This window comes from Streptomyces sp. iso_384 (assembly GCF_056172905.1).
The window spans coordinates 5,555,103-5,574,891 of sequence record NZ_JBWBTT010000001.1; the positions used below are offsets into that span (position 1 = coordinate 5,555,103).

The window sequence follows — 19,789 nt, forward strand, 5'->3', positions numbered from 1 at the left end:
CGAGATCCTCCCCGGCCCGGACCGAAGCCGAAGCGTGGATCGCTGGGGGTCAGTACGCGCGGAGCGCCCCGCCCCGCTGAACACATCGCCCCGGCTGCCCGGCGTCCCCGCACCACAAGCCGACGACCCCAGGCCCTTTCTCGGGCACTGGCGCCCGTACGGCCCTGACACAACACACACCGGACACCCCCACCTAGCATTACGGAACGTCACTGCCCTACCAGGGACGGGCAGGGTCAGCCGATAGCTCGGCAGCCAGTGCCCCAACCACCTCGAGGCAGCTACGGCTACACGGTTGAGGGCTTCACCCGGCGACCACCGGGCACGCATGACGATGCATCAGAAACTGCGCCGCTCGTGCGTCGAACATGCGTCAAGACACCGCACCTAACACACGTAACGCCCATAGCGCAGACCCAGTCGGATGCGTGGCACCACGCCGGCCCCGAGCGACGCCTTGTGCCTGATTGCCCAGCCACCTCACGCAAGGTCGGACAGCAACAGCGCCAGTTCCCTCTCCTCCTCGACACGTACGCCGAGTTCCGCGACGGCTTCCGCGAGTGCGGGTTCCCACGGGGTATCTGTCGGGGCGCCGGCGAGTGATGACGGAGTGGGTGAGGCGTTACGGGCCACGGCCGCGCGGTAGTCCGCGGCCGTGAAACGCCAGGGCCGCCACGGGACGCGGCGGTGAAGGACTCCGGCGATGCGAAGCCCGCCCCAGTCGAAGTCACCGTGGTAGTGCAGGGTCGCACCGTGTTCGTGCAGTCCACGGAGCAGAGTAAGTGCGGCTGCGGAGGGCTGCCCCTGGAGACAGACCAGGGGCGGGCACGCGGGGCCGAGGGTGTCGGCCGCCGCCGCGAGGACGGTCGGGTTCTCGCAGATCCACACCGCCGGAGGGGCGCCGGACGGCGGCCGGCGGGTGAGCTGGCGAAGGGTGAGCACGAACGGTTCGCCTTCCTCGGCCATCCGGTCCAGGGCCGGGGCGCCACGTAGGTTCAGGGTCAGGACGGTCGAGGACAACTCGTCCCGGAGCAGTCCCGCCGAGGCCCACGCCTCACGTCTCCATTCGGCGCCCTGGCCGTCGGGGAAGTCGGTCAGTGCGCGGGCCCCGGACAGGGTGAGCGTGGCCAGCGGTGTGCCGTCGTCGAGGGCGTGGGCCGAGCCGAGGACCTGGGCGGCGAACGCGGGCAGCGAGACGGCCGGATCGGCGGGAAGGACGCGCAGAGCGGCGCACACCCCGGCGAGCAGGGTGCGCGTGGTGTCGGGGGTGCGGCCGAGGCGTCGTGCCAGGCCGTCGGCCCGTACCCGGGCGGCCCAGTCCGCCAGCGGAGGGATCGCTGCGGTGAGCTCTTCGAGAGGGGCATGCGCCCCCTCCCACGCGGTCTCCTCCTCGTGTCGGGCCTGGGCGAGCGGGACGACAGGGCCGGTGAGCGCCTCGACGGCGGCGGCCAGGCCGCCGGGGCTGGCGCCCGAGCGGCGTAGTACGGCGTCGACCGCGTCCAGCCGTACGGTCAGCGACCTGCCGCCGCCGGGGGCCCGGGCGAGAAGTCGTTCGGCCGCCGCCCGCTGGGCCGGAGTGGGATCGCCCAGGGACACGGAACCACTCAGAGACTGCCCGGCCACCAGCCGTCGCCGCGCTCGCTCGACGAGCCAGGAGAGGTCCGGTGTGCCGAGCAGCCGGGCGAGCCGCGGACTGTCGACCCCTTCGGTCCCGGGCTCAGGCCCGTGGGTCAGTTCCACAGCGGCTCGGGCTCCTGGCGGCCGGGAGTGTCCTGGGGCGGGTGCCGTACGGGGTCCTCGCGGCGCTGCCGTCGCGTACCGTCCCACTCCCAGCGGGTGACGAGAACCGCCGCCACCTCGTCGATCCGGGACAACTGGGCGATGGCGATGCCGGGCACCTGCGGGTAGCAGGCCCACTCCCGTTCGCTGGTCATGACCACATCGAGGTCGAAGGCGCTCAGCAGGCCGAGGCACTTGGCGCGCGAGTCGTCGTCCACGCCGGCGAACGCCTCGTCGAGGGTGACCAGTCGGGGCGCGTGCGGGCTGCCCGCGCTGGCGTAGTGCGAGGAGGCGGCGGCGAACAGCGGTACGGACACGGCGAGGACGCGTTCGCCGCCGGAGGCGGGGCCGGTGGCCGGCACCCAGCGCCCGTGCTGGTGGCGTTCGACGCCGAACTCGTGCCAGGAGCGGTAGTCGAGCGCGGCGGTGAGGTGTTCCAGCCGGCTGCCCGAGCCGTCGTCGGACTGCTGGCGGGCGATCTGGGCCTGGAGGAACTCGCCCACCGCCGCACGGTCCTCCGGAGTCCAGGCGTCCGCGGACTGACGCAGCCTCTCGCGGGCCTGAGCCAGTCCGGACGGGGCCTTGCGCGAGGCCCGCCACACCAGGCGGAGTCTCATGCCGGTCGAGGTGGGGCGGTCCTCCAGTTCGGTGTTCATGGTGCGCACCTGCCGTTCGGCGGCACCGATGAGTTCCTGAAGGGTGCCGGCGACCTCGGTGATCAGGTGGGTTTCGAGGATCTCGCGTTCGTGCGCGGACAGGATGCGGGTGAGCTCGCCGACCTCCGTGGCGAGCGCTTCGGCGAGTTCGGGCACGGCGCGCTCACGGCCCTGATACACGATGTCGACGACCATGCCGTCCTCGACCATGCGGGCAGAAGCGCTGTGTCCGTGCCGGGACAGGGTGTCCTGCAGCGACTTGTGTTCCTCGCTGAGCCGGCGCTGAACGCGTTCCCAGGCGGCGTCCGTGTCGTCGACGGACGACAGACCGGAGTCGATGGCGCGGGCGAACACGATGGCCGGGGTGGCGGCCCAGGGGCCCTCGTCCGAGGCGGGGACGGTGAGCTCGGGCAGCGCGACCGCGACCAGGCCGGTGGCCGTGAAGCGCTGGAGCGCGGCGATGGCCTCCGCACGTGCGTCAACGACTTCGGCGAGGTCCTTGTCCAACTGCTCGATCCGCCCCTCGGCCCGGCTCGCCTCCCGGTCCGCCTGAGCGTGACGCTGGCGGGCGTTCCTCTGGTCGGTCTCACAGATCCGCTGTGCCTCGATGGTCTCGGCGAGGCGCCGTTCGAGTTCGGCGACGGCGGCGCCGACGGTGGAACGCAGAGTCCGGTGCCGCTCGTCGGCCGCCGCCGCCTCGCGCGCCGCCTCTTCCGCCCGCTGGGCGAGGTCGACGACCCGCCGCTCCGCCTCGGCCGCGTCGGCACGCTCGTCGTCCACCTGCCGTGCGGCCTCCCCTTGTTCGCGCAGCGCGGGCCACAGAGCCGCCAACGCGGAGGCGAGGGAGCCGAGGGCGTGACGCACAACGGTGAGTCCGGCCCGGTCGGCGGGCAGCCCCAGATCGTCGGCAGCCTCGGCGAGTTCGACGGCGGCCCGCTCGGCGTGCCCGGCCGCCTCGGCGACCTCGGTGACACGCCCTTCATACCGGGCACGGGCCTTGCGTACGGTCTCGGTCGCAGCGCTCACGAGCGCGTGCGCCCGGGTGAGCGGCGACTCGTCGGGGACGTCGGCGAGCTCGGCGTCGAGCGTGCGACGGCGTGCCGCGATGGCGTCGGACCGAGCCGCGACGGTCCCTGACTCCTCGCCCAGGGAGGCGAGTTCGATGCCGAGCGCGGCGACGCGGGCCCGGCGCGCCGCCTCGCGCGCGCCCTCGCCGATGTACGCGGCAGCGGGCTTGGCCCACGTACCGGTGAGCGCGCCGACCCGAAAGCGCCCGTCGGGTGCCACCCATGTCGCGGCTTCTGCCCCGCCGCCGAGACCGATGGCGGCGAGCAGTCGGGTCACCGTCGCCTCGTCCACAGCGGCGGCCCGCCGTTCGCCGTGGTCCACGGCCGGGCACAGCACGTCCGCCAGCGAGGGGCCGCTCGCCGGCCCGTGCGACGGGGAGAGCAGGACGTCGTGTCCGTCCACCGCAAGGGCGGAACCATCGGGCAGCACCCAGGCGTCGAGGAGGCCGGAGGCTTCGAGCGCAGCTTCGAGCCCGGCTCGGTCCGCTTCGGGCAGTTCGTCACGGAAGTCGACCAGGCGCCAGAACGGCGCGCCCGGCAGCGTTTCACGCAGGCCGGGAGTGCGCGTCGCCGGGGGCTGGGGCTCGCGTCCGGTACCGGCTTTCAGCGCGGCGAACTCCCGACGGACCTCGTCGGTGCGCTCTGCCAGCTCCGTGGTCTTGCGGGCCGCTTCGGCCGCCTGGTCGGCGAGGTCCGCCGAGCTGGCGGTGTGCGCCCGGGTGGCGTGGACCCGCGCCGGGTAGGGGCCGGCGAGGTGATGGGTCCACTCCTGGAGTTCGTCCAGGAGGCCGGTCTCGTCGGAGTAGGACAGCTCCTGCCAGGCGCGGGCGCGTTCGCGTACGTCGTCCAGGAGGGCCCGGCCTGCCCGCGTCGCGTTCTCCTCGGCCTCGGCGTGCGTCTCGGCGGCCTGCGTGAGGTCGGTCTCCGCTTCGTCCAGAAGGCCGGACGCCCGGCGGTGCGCGTCTGCGGCCTGCCCGGACGCTTCGAGGCGGTCATCGACGTGGGCGAGAGCCCGCTGGGCGCGGGCCACGGCGTCCTCGACGGCGCGCCGCGATCCGGGCTCGGGCAGCAGGTCGTCCGCCGGCAGGGCCACGTGCGCGGCGGCTGCCTGCTCCCGCACCTGGGCGTAGGTCTCTTCGGCCCGGCCCCGCGCCGCACGCAGCCGGTTGTCGGCGGTCCCGAGCCGCCCGAGCGCCTTGGTGTGGAGGGCGTCCGCCTGCTCCCGGTCCTCCCGCGCCCGGTCCGCCGCCCGCGCCGTTCGCGTCACGGCCTGAGCAGCGTGCTCCAGCTCCCGGGCGTCGCGCATCTCGGGCGCCTCGCGCAGCGCTTTCTCCTGGGCCCGCAGGCGTTCCCCCGTCTCGGCCAGGGAGCTGATCTCCTCTTCGGCCGCTGCTCGCTTCTCCTCGGCGCGGGTCCGGTGTTCCTGGCCCTCGGCCAGATCGCGTTGCACACGCTCGTAGCGGGAGTGCTCGGCGCGCGGGAGCCGGGCGCGGCGCCGAGTCGCGATCCGGGCGTACCGCCGGTAGTGGTCCAGAAAGGCGGAAGCGGCCCGCTCGGCGGCGGACGCGGCGGCCAGCTCGTCCTTCTCCTCGTCCAGGGACCGGAACGCCTCGGCCACGTCGGCGATGACGGCCTGGTCCATGGGCGGCAGCGCCTCGGTGAGGGCCCGGGAGAGGGCGGCTTCGTTGGGCCTCTTGGAGAGCTGGGGCTGGCGCAGTTGGATGAGTAGGTCGACCAGGGCGGCGTACCGCTGCTCCCCGAGGCCGAAGAGTGCTTCGTCGACGGCTCGGCGGTACACCTTGGCCTGGTCGTACACCATGCCGTGTCCGGCGACCGCCTCGGCGAGCCGGTCCCGTGACAGGGCCGTGCCGGTGGCGTCGAGCAGCCGGAAGGTCTCCTCGGTGCGTTCGGTGGAGCCGTGGTCGACGCGCTGGCGGGTGACGGCGTACCAGTGTCGGGCGATACCCCGCCCGCTGACGGCCTTGAGCCCGCACAGCAGCGTGCGGAAGTGCTGCTCGCCGGTCGTGTCGTCGAGCCTGCCGAACTCGATCCAGGTGTAGCCCAGTCGTTCGGTGTGCGGGTGCTCGCCGCCGAGGAGCAGGTTCCACTCCATCCGCTTGCCCGGGTCGCCGTCGGGTTCGACGCGGCGTGGGCTGAGGTCGCCGTCGAGCAGGAACGGCAGGGTCAGGGCGAGCACCTTGGACTTGCCGGTGCCGTTGTTGCCCCGGAGCAGCAGGCGTCCGTCCCGGAAGTGGAACTCCTCCACGTCGTAGTGGAACAGGTCGACGAGTCCGGCGCGCAGGGGCTGCCAGCGGGAACGCAGCGGTGTGGGGAGGCGGGTCACGAGGCGGCCTTTCGCTGCGGAGGCACGGTGGCGGAGGCGGGTTCTCGGATGACGGTCTCGCCGACCGCGTACCGGGCGAGGGCGGGGCGGGCCGCGATCCCGTTGGGCGTACGGGTGGCCAGGCCCAGGGCCGTGAGCCGGGCGACGGCTTGTTCGACGAGCTCGGCTTCCATGCCCGGATCCCGCGCGGACTTCGACCAGAAGCCGCCGTGCTGGGCAGCAAGTTCACGGACACGAAGTGCCAGGCCGTCGAGGGTCACCGGGCCGGCGGCCGAAGCGAGGTGCTCAGCGAGCAGCAGGGTGACATGGCCATGGGTGCCCTGTTCGGGCATGCGGAGGTCGGTGAGGTCGTCGTCGGGGTCGACCATGGCGATCCCCTCGGCCCGCACCTCGGCGACCAGTCCGGTCATCTCTGTGATCTTGGCGATGAGGAAGCCGCGCTGCCGGGTGAGGTAGCCGAGTTCGGCATCGGTCAGGTCCTCGTAGTAGAGCACCGGGTCGTCGAGCAGTCTGCGGGTGAGCGAGCGGCGCACAGCACGGAAGCGCAGTTCGTCGCTGTCCAGGGCGGTCTCGGCAACGAGCTCGGCGAGGCGGTCGTCGAGGGATTCGGCATGGACGGTGGAGGGGCCGCGGCGGGAGGCCAGAAGACCGGCGAGTACCCGGCGTTCGACGTCGTAGAGGACGTCTCCCGCCCCGCTGACATACGCATCTTCCTCGCCCGCCACCCGGCGCAGCACGCCGAGGTCGAGCAGGAGCCGTACGACGGCGGCGAGGTCGCGGCGTTCGTCACGGCGCTCCAGGGCGAACTCGATGCCCGTCGCGGCGAGTCGGGGATCGGCGACGTCGAGGACGATCTGGTCGGCGAGGCGCCCGAGGGCGATCTGGGCCTCGCCGCGTTCGAGGGCGGCGAGCGCGAGGCAGAGCAGAACGTAGCGACGGCGGGTGAAGGGGGTGGCGCCGCGGCTCGCCTCGCGCGCCGGGTGCGTGGCGTCGGTCAGTACGCCGGGGATCTTGCGCAGCCGTGCCGTCTCGGCGTCCACATGGAGGGACCAGCCGGTGTTGCGGTCGAACCACTCACGGAGTTCGGGCGCATGCCGGCGGACAAGGCGGAACTCGTCCGCGTCGCGGCCGCGCGCGAGGAGGAGAGGATGCTTCAGCAGGGCGCGCGCAGCCTTGCGCAGGTCGGCGGCGTGCTGGCCGTCCAGCACCTCGGCGAGGGAAGTGGTCATCGGCCGGGGGCTCCGTCCGTCGGGGTGCCGTCCGTCAGGTCGACGATCTCGATGAGGTGGTCCGGGCCACTGAAGACTCCGCCGAGCGTACGGACTTCCGCTGTGGTGCCGTCGGCGAGCGCGGTGAGCCGGATCTCCATGGAGCCGTCGTTGCTGGTGGTCACGGTGTGCCTCATCCCTGGGCGCCATGTGGCCAGGGCGTCGCCGAGAAGGTGCAGGAACAGGCCGAAGGAGGCCGGGTCGAGGTCGCCGAGCTCGGACAGGCGCGTGACGCCGTCGGTGACGAGCCGGACGCGGGCGGCGGCCGTCTCCGCGGCCTGCTTGGCGGCCGCCTCGGCCAGAGCGCGCCGCCGCGTCTCGCGGTCCTCGACCTTGCGGGGCTTGCCGCGCCGCTCGTAGCTGCCTGTGCGGCGCAGTTGGGGGCTGATCCGCAGCGGCTCAGCGCCGGCCCACGGTGTGGCGGCCGGAACGGGCTTCGCGGCCCGCGCGGCGAGAGTGTCGGCGTCGACGGTGAGGTGCCGGGCCGGGTAGAGACCGAAGGCCGTTCGCCACAGCCGGTGCCGGGCGTCGTCGTCGGGTGCCTCGGCGAACCAGCGGGCCAGGGTCCGGAAGTCGGCGGACCGGTCCGAGCGCCCTGCCCGGCGCTCGTGCAGCGCCCGTACGACCGCCAGGAGCTGTGGAATCGCCCCCAATGCCCGGCCGCGCAGGAGCCGGGCCTGCGACTCGCGCCCGTCCCTGCTCATGAACCACGCGCCGAGCCCCTCCCAGCGCGCGGCCCACCGCTCGTACACCTCCCGCTCGGCGTCGGCGGTCTCCTCCGGCGAGGCGTCGGCGGCCTCGCGCCGGGCGGCGGCCCTCAGCAGCGGATCCACCCGACCGTCCTCCTCCAGCTCCAGGATCAGCCGGGCGATCCGCCCTCCCAGCGTGATCAGGTCCTGGATGAACCGTTCCAGATACTGGATGAGCCGGTCCTTGTACGCGAGGAAGACCTCCTCCTCGACGTCGTGCAGGTCGATGGTCCGCTGGAGCGACCCCATGAAGGCCCGCGCGTTGTCGGCGAGCGCGGCGAAACGGCTGGCCAGCGTGTCGAGGGCCAGGTGTGCCTTGGCCGGGTCGGGCTCCTCCTCCGCGGCCAGGACGAGGAGGGCACGCAGCTGGGTGACGATGTCGTGCAGCGCGACGACCTGAAGAGCGCCCCGCCGGCCGAGCGCCTCGTCGTAGACGGACAGCGCCGCCTCGGCGGCCTCCCCCTCGCGCGTGAGCTGGTAGATGAACCGCTTCCGGTAGAAATCCTCGACGGCCGTGACCCGCGCGGTGTCCGGATCGGCCCGCAGATTGCCCCAGACGACGAGCCTGTCGAGCGCGGCGGCGACCGCCTCCAGTTCGGCAGGGCGGATGTCCGCCGGCAGTGCGGCGTGCACCTCCTCGGGGCGCAGATGCACCGCGAACCGCTCCTTGGCGACGAGGAACACCCGCATCACGTGGCGGTAGAGCGGGGTGTTCGGCACAGTGAGGTGGGCGAAGGGGCCGAATCGGTCCGGCTCGGCAGCCGGACCGGCCGAGGGGGTGGCGGTCATCGCCCCCCATTGTCCCCCACCCGGGGCAGCCACCGGCGGGGACGAACACTCCTGTCTGATTCCCGTAGGAGTGGCCGGAATAATACGGTTCGGGCCGTTCACCTCCGGACCCCGCCACAGGGCGCGGCGCGCCCCACCTCCGGGAACACCCCACCTCAGCGCGCCCTCGCCGAACCACCGCCGTCGGCGGGCAAGAAGGCGTCACTCGTACGGTCTCGCAGGCATCGCAGCGGGCCGAAGAGCCCAGAGGCCCCGCGGCCCCGCCGTGAGCGCGAGTGCCGGCACCTCCTCCATCGAACGGCTCCTCCCCGGCGAGGAGCTCGGCCCCGGCTTCGCCGAGATCGCCCGCCCGAGGATCATCACGCGCAGCTCCGCCTGCCCCACGCGCATCGATGAGTTCCCGTCAGCGTGTAGCGGCGCCGCCCTTCGGACGGTCAGCCCCGTGAAAGTGCCGAGCAGGCCCGTGAACAGTGATGCCGAGCCAGCGCTTCAGCCGGGGGTCACGAGCAGGAGTCCCTGTTCGTGAGATGCCACGCGAAGGGCCCGGCTCCTGAAGGATCTCGGCGAGCGCGATGTGTTCAGGGCCGTGCGGATACCGGACAGCCGGATGCGGTTCTGGAGATCCTGCTCGCGGGAGTGGGCGATGGCCGTGGGGCGCAGGACGCCCTCGGCGCGCCAGCCGACCACCACGCCGGAGCCGAGGGCGACGAGATACAGGCCACCGCTGTCGTTCGGGCCGAGAGCGTCCGGCACCCGGCCTCCGTCGGCCGGGTACGCGCTCGTCCTGAGCACGTTCCTGATGGGCGCGACCGACTTCGTCGTGGCGGGTCTGCTGCCTCAGATCGCAGGCGATGTGCAGGTCAGCGTGGCGCGGGCAGGTCTGCTGGTCACGGTCCCCGCCGCCGGGACGACCGTCGGGCGCACCTCTGACAGCAATGCTGACGCTGCGGCCGCCCCTGTGTTCGACGCTGATCATCACGCTGGGATCTTCGCGAGCTTGAAGGGGCCCAGAGCGTCAAACGAGCGTCACGGCGGACAGTGCCGGGTCGGTGTCGGGCCACCCCGGCCTCGCGGGCGAGTGAGCGGGATCCTTCGGGATGATCCGGTTGCCGCAGTCTGTTCAGCTTGAGCAGCACGGAGGAGATCGCGCGGTCTACCAGGATTCGTGGTCTCGCCTGGACACGCCCCACTCTCGTCGGCGCAACAGGTCCTCCGCCCACTGCGGAACCGCGACCGGCATGCCCGCGATCGCCACGGTCATGTCCGGTCACGATGCACGTGCGGCTCTGTCACCCGTTAAGCGCCACGCACTCCCGGAGCACCGGTTCCAGGCGCAGCTGGGTGTCCTCGCGATCGAAGACCTGGAGGGCGTCGAGGAAGTCGACGATCCACCGTGCCTCGTCCTCATCATCGATCTTGAGTGCGACGGCGGTCACCGCGCCTTCCAGGTCGAAGAGGCCGTCCTTGAACTCGTCGGTGAGGGCCCGGTATCCGGCGGCCAGTAGCTGATCCTCGTACACGCCGGTCGCCTCGGCGAATGCGCGGGCTTGGGCCCGGTCCGCGCGGAGGTCGGCCAGACGGCGCAACACCTCGTCGGGGTCGCCCAATTCCTCGTGCAGGCGGTGGGCCCGGTCCACCAGGAGCGGCCAGCCGCCGGTCAGTTCGTGGAGACGGTCCAGGCGGTCCTCCGTGTGGAACACGTTGATGCGCTGGGCCCAGCCGCGCAGGCTGCGATGGTCGTGCCTACGCAGCACCACCGGTGCGGCCGAGGTGGGCTCGGTTCCCGTCAGCAGGGAGCGCCACAGGGTGAGCTGAGCGGGGTCGGTGACGATGACGACCGCGCGGGTGACCCCCGAAGTGGCGGGCAGCAGCGTCTCGGCCAGGTCGACGGCTTCGCGGCAGGTCTCGGGCCGGACCGGATCCCGGTAGTTGACGAAGTCGCTGATGACGACCCGTCGTTCTCGGGGGCGTCCGCCGGTGAGTTCCTGTTTGTAGACGCTGGGCTTGCCCACGGGTGGCAGCGTCCAGCCGTCGATCGGTCCGGCGATCGTACGCAACGTCCGGGCGACGTCGGTGACTCCGGTGGCGGTGCTGCCGAGGACGACTCGGGTCCGGTTGGACCGCTCGCCCAGGAGGTCGTCGAGCTGGGTGTTGGTCAGCGGAGCCGGCCGCTCGTCGGGGAGCTCGGGGCGGCCCTCCTGCACGATGCTCTCCTGCAATTCACAGTCCTGTTCGGCCCTAAGCAGACGTGCCTCCACCTCGTGCGAGGTCCCGATCATGCGCAGGGCGTTGGGACCGCGCAGATGCCAGCCCAGTCCGTCGTGGTTGGGCGCGAGGATACCGAGACCCACCATCTCTGAGAGGTAGGCGCGGAAACCCTCAGTGTCGAGCTGTTCGAACCCCTTGCGCCAGTACGTCTCGCACTCCTCGCGCAGCTCGGTGTCGCTCAGCCGCACCTCCAGGCCGTGATGGCGGGCGTGGTACGCCAGCACATTGGCGATCACGTCATAGCGGTGGTCGAGGCTCAGCGTGTCCTTGAAAGCCGCCGAGATGCCTTCCCGGAGCGCGGCGTCCGACTCCACGATCTCGATGTCGGTCACCTCCACCTCGTAAGGGGGTTGCCCGGCGCCGCGCCGAGTCCGTCTGCGGTGCATCAGCTCGACCAGTCGGTGCCCGAACATCTGCAGCAGGAACGGCTGGTACGAGCAGTAACCGAGCACACGGTTGACGAGATCCAGGTCCTTGAACTCGAACCCGAGCGCCCGCATCGGCACGACCAGCAGCTCCGCAGCCGACTGGGGAGCCAGCGGGCCGATCACCTTCGGGGTCTGAGCGAGGTGGCCGAACGGCCCGTTACTCGCGAGCTTGGAGAAGCGCTGCACGGAGTGAAGTCCCGCAAAGACAACCTTTGCCGCGTCCTTGGTGTCGGACCCGAGGCCCTTGAGCTTCTTGGTCTGGTCGAACCGCGGGGCGTCGGCCTCAAAGAACTGGTCGCACTCGTCGAGCAGGATCAGCAGTCGGCGACGGGAGTCGCCATCCAGCCAGGCCCGGATGCCGGCGCGCACCCGCTCGGAGGTCTCCTGTCGTTTTCCGCGCCCCTGCGGCCGGTCATCGAGTACCTGTGCCGCGGTCAGCTCTCTCAGGAGGACGCTCCACAGCGCCTCCGGCCCGCGCGAGCTGCCCTTGCCGATGTTCTCCTGGTCGAGGTTGACGTACACCGTCTGGTGATATCCGGGGCGCTGCTCCGTGAACAGTTCCCCGGCGTCGGCGAGCAGCGCCGACTTGCCCAGGCCCCGGCCGCCGTAGATGACCTGGGTGCCGCGCGGGTCGAGGATGCTCTTGCGTTCGGCGTCGCGGCCGTAGAACATCTCGCCGCCGATCCGGCCGCGCTTCTCCCTGATGTACGGGTTGACGCCGGAGAAGGGCAGCAGGGTCTGCGTGGCGGCGCTGACCTGGCGGTTGCCGCAGGCCGCGAGATAGGCGAGGGCGGCATCGTCCACCACGAGCAGCGGCTGCAACCGGTCGGAACCGGCGGCGAGTTCGACTCGTGCCTCACGGCTCAGCGTGCCGAAGTAGACGACGAGAAGGCTCGCTCCACTGGTGTCGCGCTCCGCCCAGCTCATGACAACCTTGGCGGGCGGCCTGCCCCAGACCATCATCACCCGCAGGTTGCCGCCCTGCTCCTTGATCTGCGAGCCGAACGCGGGCGCTTTCGCTCTACCGTTGATCTCCACGCCGGTCGCTTCGAAGAGACGGTATTCCCGCCGGTGCTGGGATCGGTCGTCGAGCGGCCTGGCGCTCTTGGCGTCGTAACCGAGGAGCTTGAGGAGAGGCGGCACCTGTCGCGTCGGAGCCACCTGGAGCCGGTCCTTGCGTTCGGTGACGGCAAGCGCGCGCCACTCGCCGAGGGCATCGGCCGCCAGCGCCGCCTCGTCGGTGGAGAGGCTGCCGTAGTCCAGGACGGGGACCATCGGATGCTTGCCGCCGGACCGGACCAGCTCGACGAGCTCATGGTCGATCCCTCCGGGCAGGCCGTCGGGCACGGCCGGGAAGAACTCGGTCAGATGGGACTCGCCACCCTCGATCTCCGGGACCGGCTCGCCGATCTCCAGGAAGTAGACGAGGTCGGCAGCGGTGGCCAGGTCGTTCGTCTCCAGGCGCCGCAGGACCTGGGCCCGCTCCTCCACGGAGGGGTCCAGGGCGTCGAGCCGAGCCCGGATTCGATCCGCTGCCTGCTCCCGGAAGGCCGGCAGGCGACCCCGTACCGTGTCGAGCGCCTGCCGCACGTGCAGCAGGTCGTGTCGGTCACCTCTGTCGAGGCTGTTCTGGGCGTCGGCGAGCAACTCCTGAAGGCCCAGGTCCTGGTCCTCGGTCACGGCACCGTCGGCCTGCGCACGGTGCAGTTCGGCGACGAGTGCGTCGTGTGCCTTCCGCAGCTGCGCACGCCGGGTGGTCTCTCTGTCGTCGATCTCGGCTTCCGCAGGCGGGACGAACTCCCCCGCCCCAAAGGCAGGCAACAGCCCACGGCCGGCCAGCTCGACGATGTCACGGGCCGCGGTGAACGCGTCGTGGGAGAGCCGCTCGTCCAGAGCCTCCTGCCAGCTCCGGTGGACCGCGGTCAACAGTTCGTCGGGCGACGGCCGCTCGTCACGGGTGTCACACACCTTCAGCAGCTCCGCGTCCAGAACGAGCGCTGGGTCGACGGGACCACCGGAACGCGTGGTCACGGTGGCGTCAGCCAGCAGCGCGAACAGGTCCTCCATCGAGGCGTGGGCCGCCCAGGCCATCGCGCCCGAGAGGGCGTCCGGGCGCCGCGCCAACCGCTCCAGTTCGCCCAGCGCCGCTTCCCTGCCGTCCAGCAGGGACTGGCGCAGGGAGGAGATCTCCTTGACCGACCGGCTGCCGTCGGAACGGTCGCCGCGACGGGTGCCGTCGACCGCCAGGCACCACTCCTTGACCAGGCTGACGGCCCGCTCCACGAGATGCACCAGATCCTGCCGCCCGGAGCCCTGGAGCGGCTTACCGCTGGACGAGCGGTACTTGCGGTCCATGCGGTCGATCTCGCTGTTGACCTCGGCCAGTTTCGACAGCCGATCGGCCTGCTCCCGCACCTGCTGCAGCGCTTCGCGGTCGTCGCCGACGACAGTCGTGAGCAGCGATCCGAGCATCCCGTCATCGGGGGCAAGCCAGCGTTTGGCGATCTCCGTCGCCCGTGCGAACCGAAGCCGCTGCGGCGAGAGCAGGGCACGGCTCTGATCGCGCAGTTCCCGCAGCCGGACCTCGGTCTCGGAGACGTCGGCGACCAGCGGCGAGGCGATCAGCAGGGCGCCGCTGAGGGCACGGTCGGCGACGGCGGCCGCCGCCTCCCCCAGCCGGTCCGGGAGCCTCGGCACCAGCGCCTTGAGCTGAGCGCCTGCAGCGTGGTCACCGGTGATCAGCGCGGTACGCAGCAGGGCGGGCAGCAGGAGAAGTTCGCTGCCCTCGGTGTCCTGGCCCGCATATCCGCCGTACTCCTGGAGTAGGTCCGCCGTCAGCCGGGCACTCTGGCTGTCCCCGGAGGTGAGCAGCGCGGCGGCACCGGCCAGGCGGATCGCCGCCACCTGGGGCTCGGGGTGGCCGACGGCCCTTGCCACATGGTGGGCGAGTCCGAATCGCCGCTCCACGACCAGCTGCACCAGGGCCCCCTCAACTGCGGCCTCATCGGTGGCGTCGTCCGACGCCGGGGCCGTTGCTCGGACGGGCGTGTCATCAACGGGAGAAAGCGTGGGTGCAGCGGGTGCCTGGACGGGCGCGCCAGCGGACGTGGGGAGTGCCGAGTCGCTGTCGGCGGCAGGCCTGGCGTCTGCCTTGGGTGCGTGGACCGGCACGGCGGTCGTCGTGGCTTCCGGCTCGGCGGCGGGCTGGGCCGCGATCGCCTCGGTCGATGCGGCCGACTGCACGGTTTCGTGTTCTGCGGTCGTCTCGGCGTCGGCGGGCTCGGCGGTGCCGTAGGCCTCGTCGGACCCGGCGGGGTACGGGTCAGCGTCCACCGGCTGGTCCAGTGTCAGCTCGGGAGCGATGAGCACGGCCATGGCGCACGTCGGCAGGACCCGTACGACCTGTCCCTGCAGTGCCAGGATCTCCGTGGCGGCATCCGCCTGTCGTCCCAGCCTGATGAGCCGGGCCAGGGCGGCGAGCGCGGCGCTCTCCTCGTATTGCAGCTCCTCCCACACCGGCACGTCCAGCAGGCGGCGAGCCGCCCCGCGCACGGCCTCGGCGGCAGCGGCGGCAGCGGCGGAGCAGTCCGGGCGGCAGGCGACATCCAGCAGTTCCCGCAGCGGCTCGCGGGCCTGGAGATCACGCTCCCGCGCTGTCCGGTGTGCGTGTGCAGCGCGCGTGATGTCCTCCAGACGACGAGGCACCCCCTCGATGCCCGCGGCCCGGAACACCGCTTCCACGTCGTTGAAAACAGTGCTCAGCGCAGCAAGCCGAGCCAGGTCCTCGTCCTGCGGAGGGCGGCCGTCCATGACCGCTTCGGTGACCTTCTCAGCGGCCTGGCGGGCCCCCGCCAAGGCGGATTCCAGCTGCTGACATGCTTCCTCGGGAGCTGTCCCGGCCTTGGTCCCGGTGCAGTCGGACGCGGTAGCGGTCTCCTCGTGCGAAGTACCGGTGTCCGCTGCCGCGGCCCGTGATGCGGGGGCGCTGGTGCCCGGCCGGTCGGCGACGGCAGCGGCCCCTGGTTCACTCTCCTCCGCGAGCGCCAGCCCGTCGTCTTCCGCCGCACCAAGAACGAAATCGGGGTACGCCTCCACTAGAGGCCGCGCCGCGGCAGCGACGGCGGCGAGCCGGGCAGCCTCCTCGTCGTCGGCCGTCGCCCCGAACCAGTCCTGGTCCGCCGCCCAGGCAAGGATGTGGGCATCGGTGACGGAGGCGTTGCACCATGCGAACACGGTGGCCCGGACCAGCGTGGCGCCCCACCGGGCAACAGGGTCGGGTACCGGCTCCCCGTCGTGCGCCAGGACGAACTCGCCCATCTGTTTCATCACGGTGACCGTGAGTCCCTTGATCCCGCATGTGCAGGCGTGCTGCCGCAACTCGCGCCGCAGCCTGGTGAGGACGTCCCGGCACAGGGCACTGCTCACCCGTCGAGGGGCCGACATGCGAATGCCCAGACTGGTGAGCAACTCCTGGCGGTGTTTGGGCCTCAGGGAGTTGAAAGCGAGTTCCACCATGTCCGCCGTGAGGTCGTTCAGGGCGGCCACGGCCGGGGCTTGCAAGGCGTTGAGCGCGGCGGCCAAGCCTCCCAGGACCTCGGCCGAGACGCTCGGCGGGGACCACGGCGGCCCTGTGACTACGCGGTAGCGGTCCTGCATGTACACGCACTCCGTTTCCGTTGGTGACAGGAAGATGTCTGTGGGTGACGGGAGGGAAAGAGAGGGCCGGAGCCGTGGACTCGCGAACCCGTGAAAGGTCAGCGGCCGCGCGCGTGCTCGGTCACGAACGTGTAGCCGTACGGCAGTTCCCAGCCGTCCGCCTTGCCGAGCCTTCGGCAGTGCTCCCGGAAGGCCGCGCGCTGAACGTCGCTGGGCAGGCACCCCGGCCGCAGGCGTCGCAGATGACCTGCGACGAACTGAGCGCCGCGCAGTCCCTCACCGCCCGGTTCGCCACCGCCCCAGGGACGTATCACCCGCGGCCTGGCTGGGCGGTAACCAATGAGGAGAATGGTCCGCTGTCCGTCCCGCGGCGGGAAGTGCGGCTGCCCCCAGGCGTCCCGGCTGCCCAGAGCCGGCTCCAGAAGACGTTCCGCGAGCAGTTCCGCGACGGCCGAGTCCAGGGCGGCGGCCTGCGACCGGGCCGGTCGGCGCCCATAGACCGCGCTCGGCAGGACCGACCGGTCCATCAGGGCGTGACCGTCCGGAGTGAGCAGACCGCAACGGCGCACGGTGCGCATCACCAGTTGCCGGGGACCCAGCCCGACCGCGCTGTCACCGTGGTGGCTGCTGCCCGGCACGTCCTCCCTGGTGAGCACGCGAGGGTCGTAACAGTGCCCCGTCTCACGGTCACCGGCCTGCGCCCGGTCCTTCAACCGCCTCGTGGCCAGCCGAATCACCGTGTCGCCACGGAGCCGGCGCAGCTCCAGCATCAGGCCGGGGAAGAAGTCACCGGGCCAGACGATTCCCGCCAACCGACCCGAGTCGTCCCCGAGTTCGGCCGCGACGTACTGCACCGCCTCCTTCTCGTCCAACGTCTCACCAGCATGGTCGAGTTCGAGGCGAAGCGTGGGGTGCGCGCCGCGGGGCCGGCGAAAGTCCTGCGCGACGAACGGGTGCAGGGGAAACCAGCCGCCGATGAGATGGGCCAGCCGCAGGGGCGCCCTCCAGACGATCTCCTGCGCGTCGCTTCGCAGGAGATCGCCGGTGCCGAGGGCGTCGTCGTCGGCGAGGGGCGCGTCTACCGGTTCAAGCTCCACTTCCGTTTCCGGCTCCGGCGGTGCGGGCAGTGTGGAGTTCCAGCCTCGCCCGGCCGGGACCAGGGGGCCTCCGGGTGCCTCTGCGTCACCAGGATGGTGGGACCGCCACACCCCTCCTCCCTCGAAAGCGTCATCGAGGGTGATCCGGGAGCCGTTGCCGAACAGGCCCTGCTCGCTGTCCCCTTGGACCACGTCGGCAAGCGCCACGTTCGACCGGCACACCGCAGCGGCGTACCCCACGCCCCTGAGCCGTTCCTCCGCCCCGGGAAAACCGCGGAGCCGTGGTCCGACCGCCGTGTACACAGCGACCGGAGCGGCGAGGCCGTGTCGCCGCCTCGCCGGGGTAGCCGCGCGCTCAACCGCGGCCACGAGAGATCTGAGGTCGTCGCCGCCCAGCGGTCCGGTGTCCCGCCAGCAGTCCGCGAGGGAGGTACGGGTCAGGGCATAGTGGCCCCAGGTGCGCAACACTGCACTGGAGTTGAGGACACCCCGCACCGTGTCGAGGAGACCGAGCAGTCCCGCCCGCAGATCGTCGTCGTGCGTGCCGCCGACCAGGGAGGCAAGGGAAACAGGGACGAAGGGGCTGAGAAGCTGTTCCCGAGCCGTCGTCAGGAGATGGTCCGCGTAGGCCGTCAGATCGTCGCGCCGGGTTGCTTGCAAGGACGGATAGCGCACGTCGACGACGACATGCCCGTCCTCATTGATCCATCGCCCGCGCGTGCGTAAGCGATGAAGCTGGGCCGGTGACAGACTCAGTGCCGGACCGAAGGCGTGGAGGTCCGGCACCAGCAGCTCCCTGCGCCGTGGTTCGGCGTCTGTACCCGGTCTACCCGGGCCCTCGGCGCCCGCGGGCGCCCCCGACACCCAAGCCGGTACGTCACCGAGCGCGTCCACCTCCGCGTGCGCGCCCTCTCTGTAGACGATTTCCGCGTAAAGCGGGTCCGATCCGGTGGCGACACACACCATGGCCCCGACCGGGAGCACGGGAGCGCACTCACCGAAAGTGATGACCGGAAAATCATCGAGGCACAGCGGGCTTCCGCCGTAGCCGTCGCCGCCGAGCTCGTACCCGAAGTACACGGCGTTGAAGGCGACCGTGGTGTGCACCGGCGCCGGACGGGCCGCGACAACAGCTTCGAGATAGCGCCGCAGTCGACTGCATTCCCGGCCGGGGACGGCGTCGTAGCCCCCCGTCATGGCAGACGTCAGGAGAGCCTGGTCACCGTACGGATCCGGCACCCCTGTGCGCTCGCGTTCTCCGACCCCTCTTGCTGACACATACGGGTCCCCACCCATGACACCTCCGCCGCATTACAGGTCGCCCAGCCCACCTGCGGTGTTCCCGCAGAGTATGCCCATCCTTGAGGTTCCTGTGGCACTTTCATCACTTTGCGATGGCCCACGACGATCGACTCCGCCTACCGCATTCACACATTCCGTATGGAGCGTCAACGCCACGAACACGGCCCGGCCGGAGAGGTACACCAGCGCCCCCACCTGTCGCAGCAGCAGCAAGGCTCTTCCCACCAGGGGCGAGCCGGCCGGGCAATGGGCCAATCTCGTAGCGGCCTGACGAGAAAGATCCACCACCCCGTGGACGGCAACGGCCACCCGCCGACGGTCGTGGTCCCCCACGGCCAGGTCCATGATGCGCAACAGGCACAGCCCGGTGCATGGGCTGCTCGTACCGCCGCACTCCACCATCCCCGTCGACACCGGACCGCCGGTCACCTTCCTGATGTGGCCGCCCATCGCCGCGGTCCGTGCAACTCGACGCACGGACCGCATACGACCTCATACATGAGCTGACGCCCTATCAAAGCGAATGCCCCATGAGCGTCAGGGACGCCTTGCGCGGACCCTGTGAAGACCTGGGGCAACACTCGCCCACCCTCCCTTCCCGGATTGGAACCGCAGGTGTCGAGCACACCCGGCTAGGCCCGAGCAACCCACGAAAACCGCAGGTCAGATCCCCTTTGCAGTAAACTCCAGAATCGCCACGTACTCCACATGAGGCGCCCTTGCCTCGTCGAACGTCAGGAAACGGGGAACCAGGTCGCGAGGCGCTTGGCGATCGCCGGTACATCGACGTTGTCCTGCGCGACTTCCTCGACGAACGGGCCGGCCACGGAAACGGGGGGCGGGACGGTACTCACGCTCACGCCGTTGAACCGCAGGAAGACACGCATGGCGAGCCAGGCGGTGCGCTTGTTGCCGTCGATCAGCGCGTGGTTGCGAGCGACGGAGTGCAGCAGTGCCGCAGCCTTCTCGTGCAGCGTGGGATACAGCTCGGCCCCGAACACGTTCGTCCGGGGCCGCTCGATCGCCGACACCAGGAGACCCATGTCACGCACGCTGTGCTCTGTGCCGTTGACCGTGCGGGCGATGGCCAGAATCTCGTCGATCTGGATGTAGCGCAGGTCCGTCACTTCAGGTAGTCCAGGATCTCCGCATCGCTGTCCATCAGCTCTGCGAGGACGTCATCGACCTTCAGCTCGGCCCGGTCCTGGGCGTTACGGATTGCCTCGATGGCAAGTTCCTGCTTACTGCGGCCCTCCCGACGGGCCCGCTCGGTGAGCTTCGCGTCAAGGTCCTCGGGGAGTCGAAGTGTCATCGCCATACAGGAATGATACCAGGCCGGTATCAAGTGGCACGGTCGGGCGACGCTCGGCTCCGCGGAGCGTGGGA

General features: G+C 71.2%; 9 protein-coding genes. All 9 read right to left on the reverse strand.

Annotation, left to right across the window (positions count from 1 at the left end):
- Positions 1-480: 480 nt before the first annotated feature.
- Complete coding sequence (locus tag AC0VY3_RS24945; RefSeq protein WP_475550647.1) at positions 481-1,740, reverse strand: TIGR02679 family protein; 1,260 nt, start codon at positions 1,738-1,740, stop codon at positions 481-483.
- Positions 1,731-5,846: a TIGR02680 family protein gene (locus AC0VY3_RS24950; protein ID WP_475550648.1), complete on the reverse strand. Its 4,116-nt coding sequence runs from the start codon at positions 5,844-5,846 to the stop codon at positions 1,731-1,733. The genes AC0VY3_RS24945 and AC0VY3_RS24950 overlap by 10 nt, the downstream gene beginning before the upstream one ends.
- A complete protein-coding gene (locus tag AC0VY3_RS24955; protein ID WP_475550649.1) occupies positions 5,843-7,075 on the reverse strand; it encodes a TIGR02678 family protein in 1,233 nt (410 codons plus the stop codon). The genes AC0VY3_RS24950 and AC0VY3_RS24955 overlap by 4 nt, the downstream gene beginning before the upstream one ends.
- Positions 7,072-8,652: a TIGR02677 family protein gene (locus AC0VY3_RS24960; RefSeq protein WP_103512490.1), complete on the reverse strand. Its 1,581-nt coding sequence runs from the start codon at positions 8,650-8,652 to the stop codon at positions 7,072-7,074. Before AC0VY3_RS24960 ends, AC0VY3_RS24955 begins: the two co-directional genes overlap by 4 nt.
- A 489-nt stretch (positions 8,653-9,141) precedes the next feature.
- Positions 9,142-9,444 (reverse strand): hypothetical protein, encoded by a 303-nt coding sequence (locus AC0VY3_RS24965; protein WP_181011099.1) that lies wholly within the window; start codon positions 9,442-9,444, stop codon positions 9,142-9,144.
- Positions 9,445-9,941: 497 nt separating this feature from the next.
- Positions 9,942-16,004, reverse strand: a complete 6,063-nt coding sequence (locus AC0VY3_RS24970; RefSeq protein WP_475550650.1) for a hypothetical protein — start codon at positions 16,002-16,004, stop codon at positions 9,942-9,944.
- A gap of 98 nt (positions 16,005-16,102) precedes the next feature.
- Positions 16,103-18,298 (reverse strand): hypothetical protein, encoded by a 2,196-nt coding sequence (locus AC0VY3_RS24975; protein WP_475550651.1) that lies wholly within the window; start codon positions 18,296-18,298, stop codon positions 16,103-16,105.
- An 839-nt stretch (positions 18,299-19,137) separates the two neighbouring features.
- On the reverse strand, positions 19,138-19,530 hold the full coding sequence (locus AC0VY3_RS24980; protein WP_356828113.1) for a type II toxin-antitoxin system death-on-curing family toxin: 393 nt from the start codon (positions 19,528-19,530) through the stop codon (positions 19,138-19,140).
- On the reverse strand, positions 19,527-19,721 hold the full coding sequence (locus AC0VY3_RS24985; protein WP_030577341.1) for a ribbon-helix-helix protein, CopG family: 195 nt from the start codon (positions 19,719-19,721) through the stop codon (positions 19,527-19,529). The genes AC0VY3_RS24980 and AC0VY3_RS24985 overlap by 4 nt, the downstream gene beginning before the upstream one ends.
- Positions 19,722-19,789 lie beyond the last annotated feature (68 nt).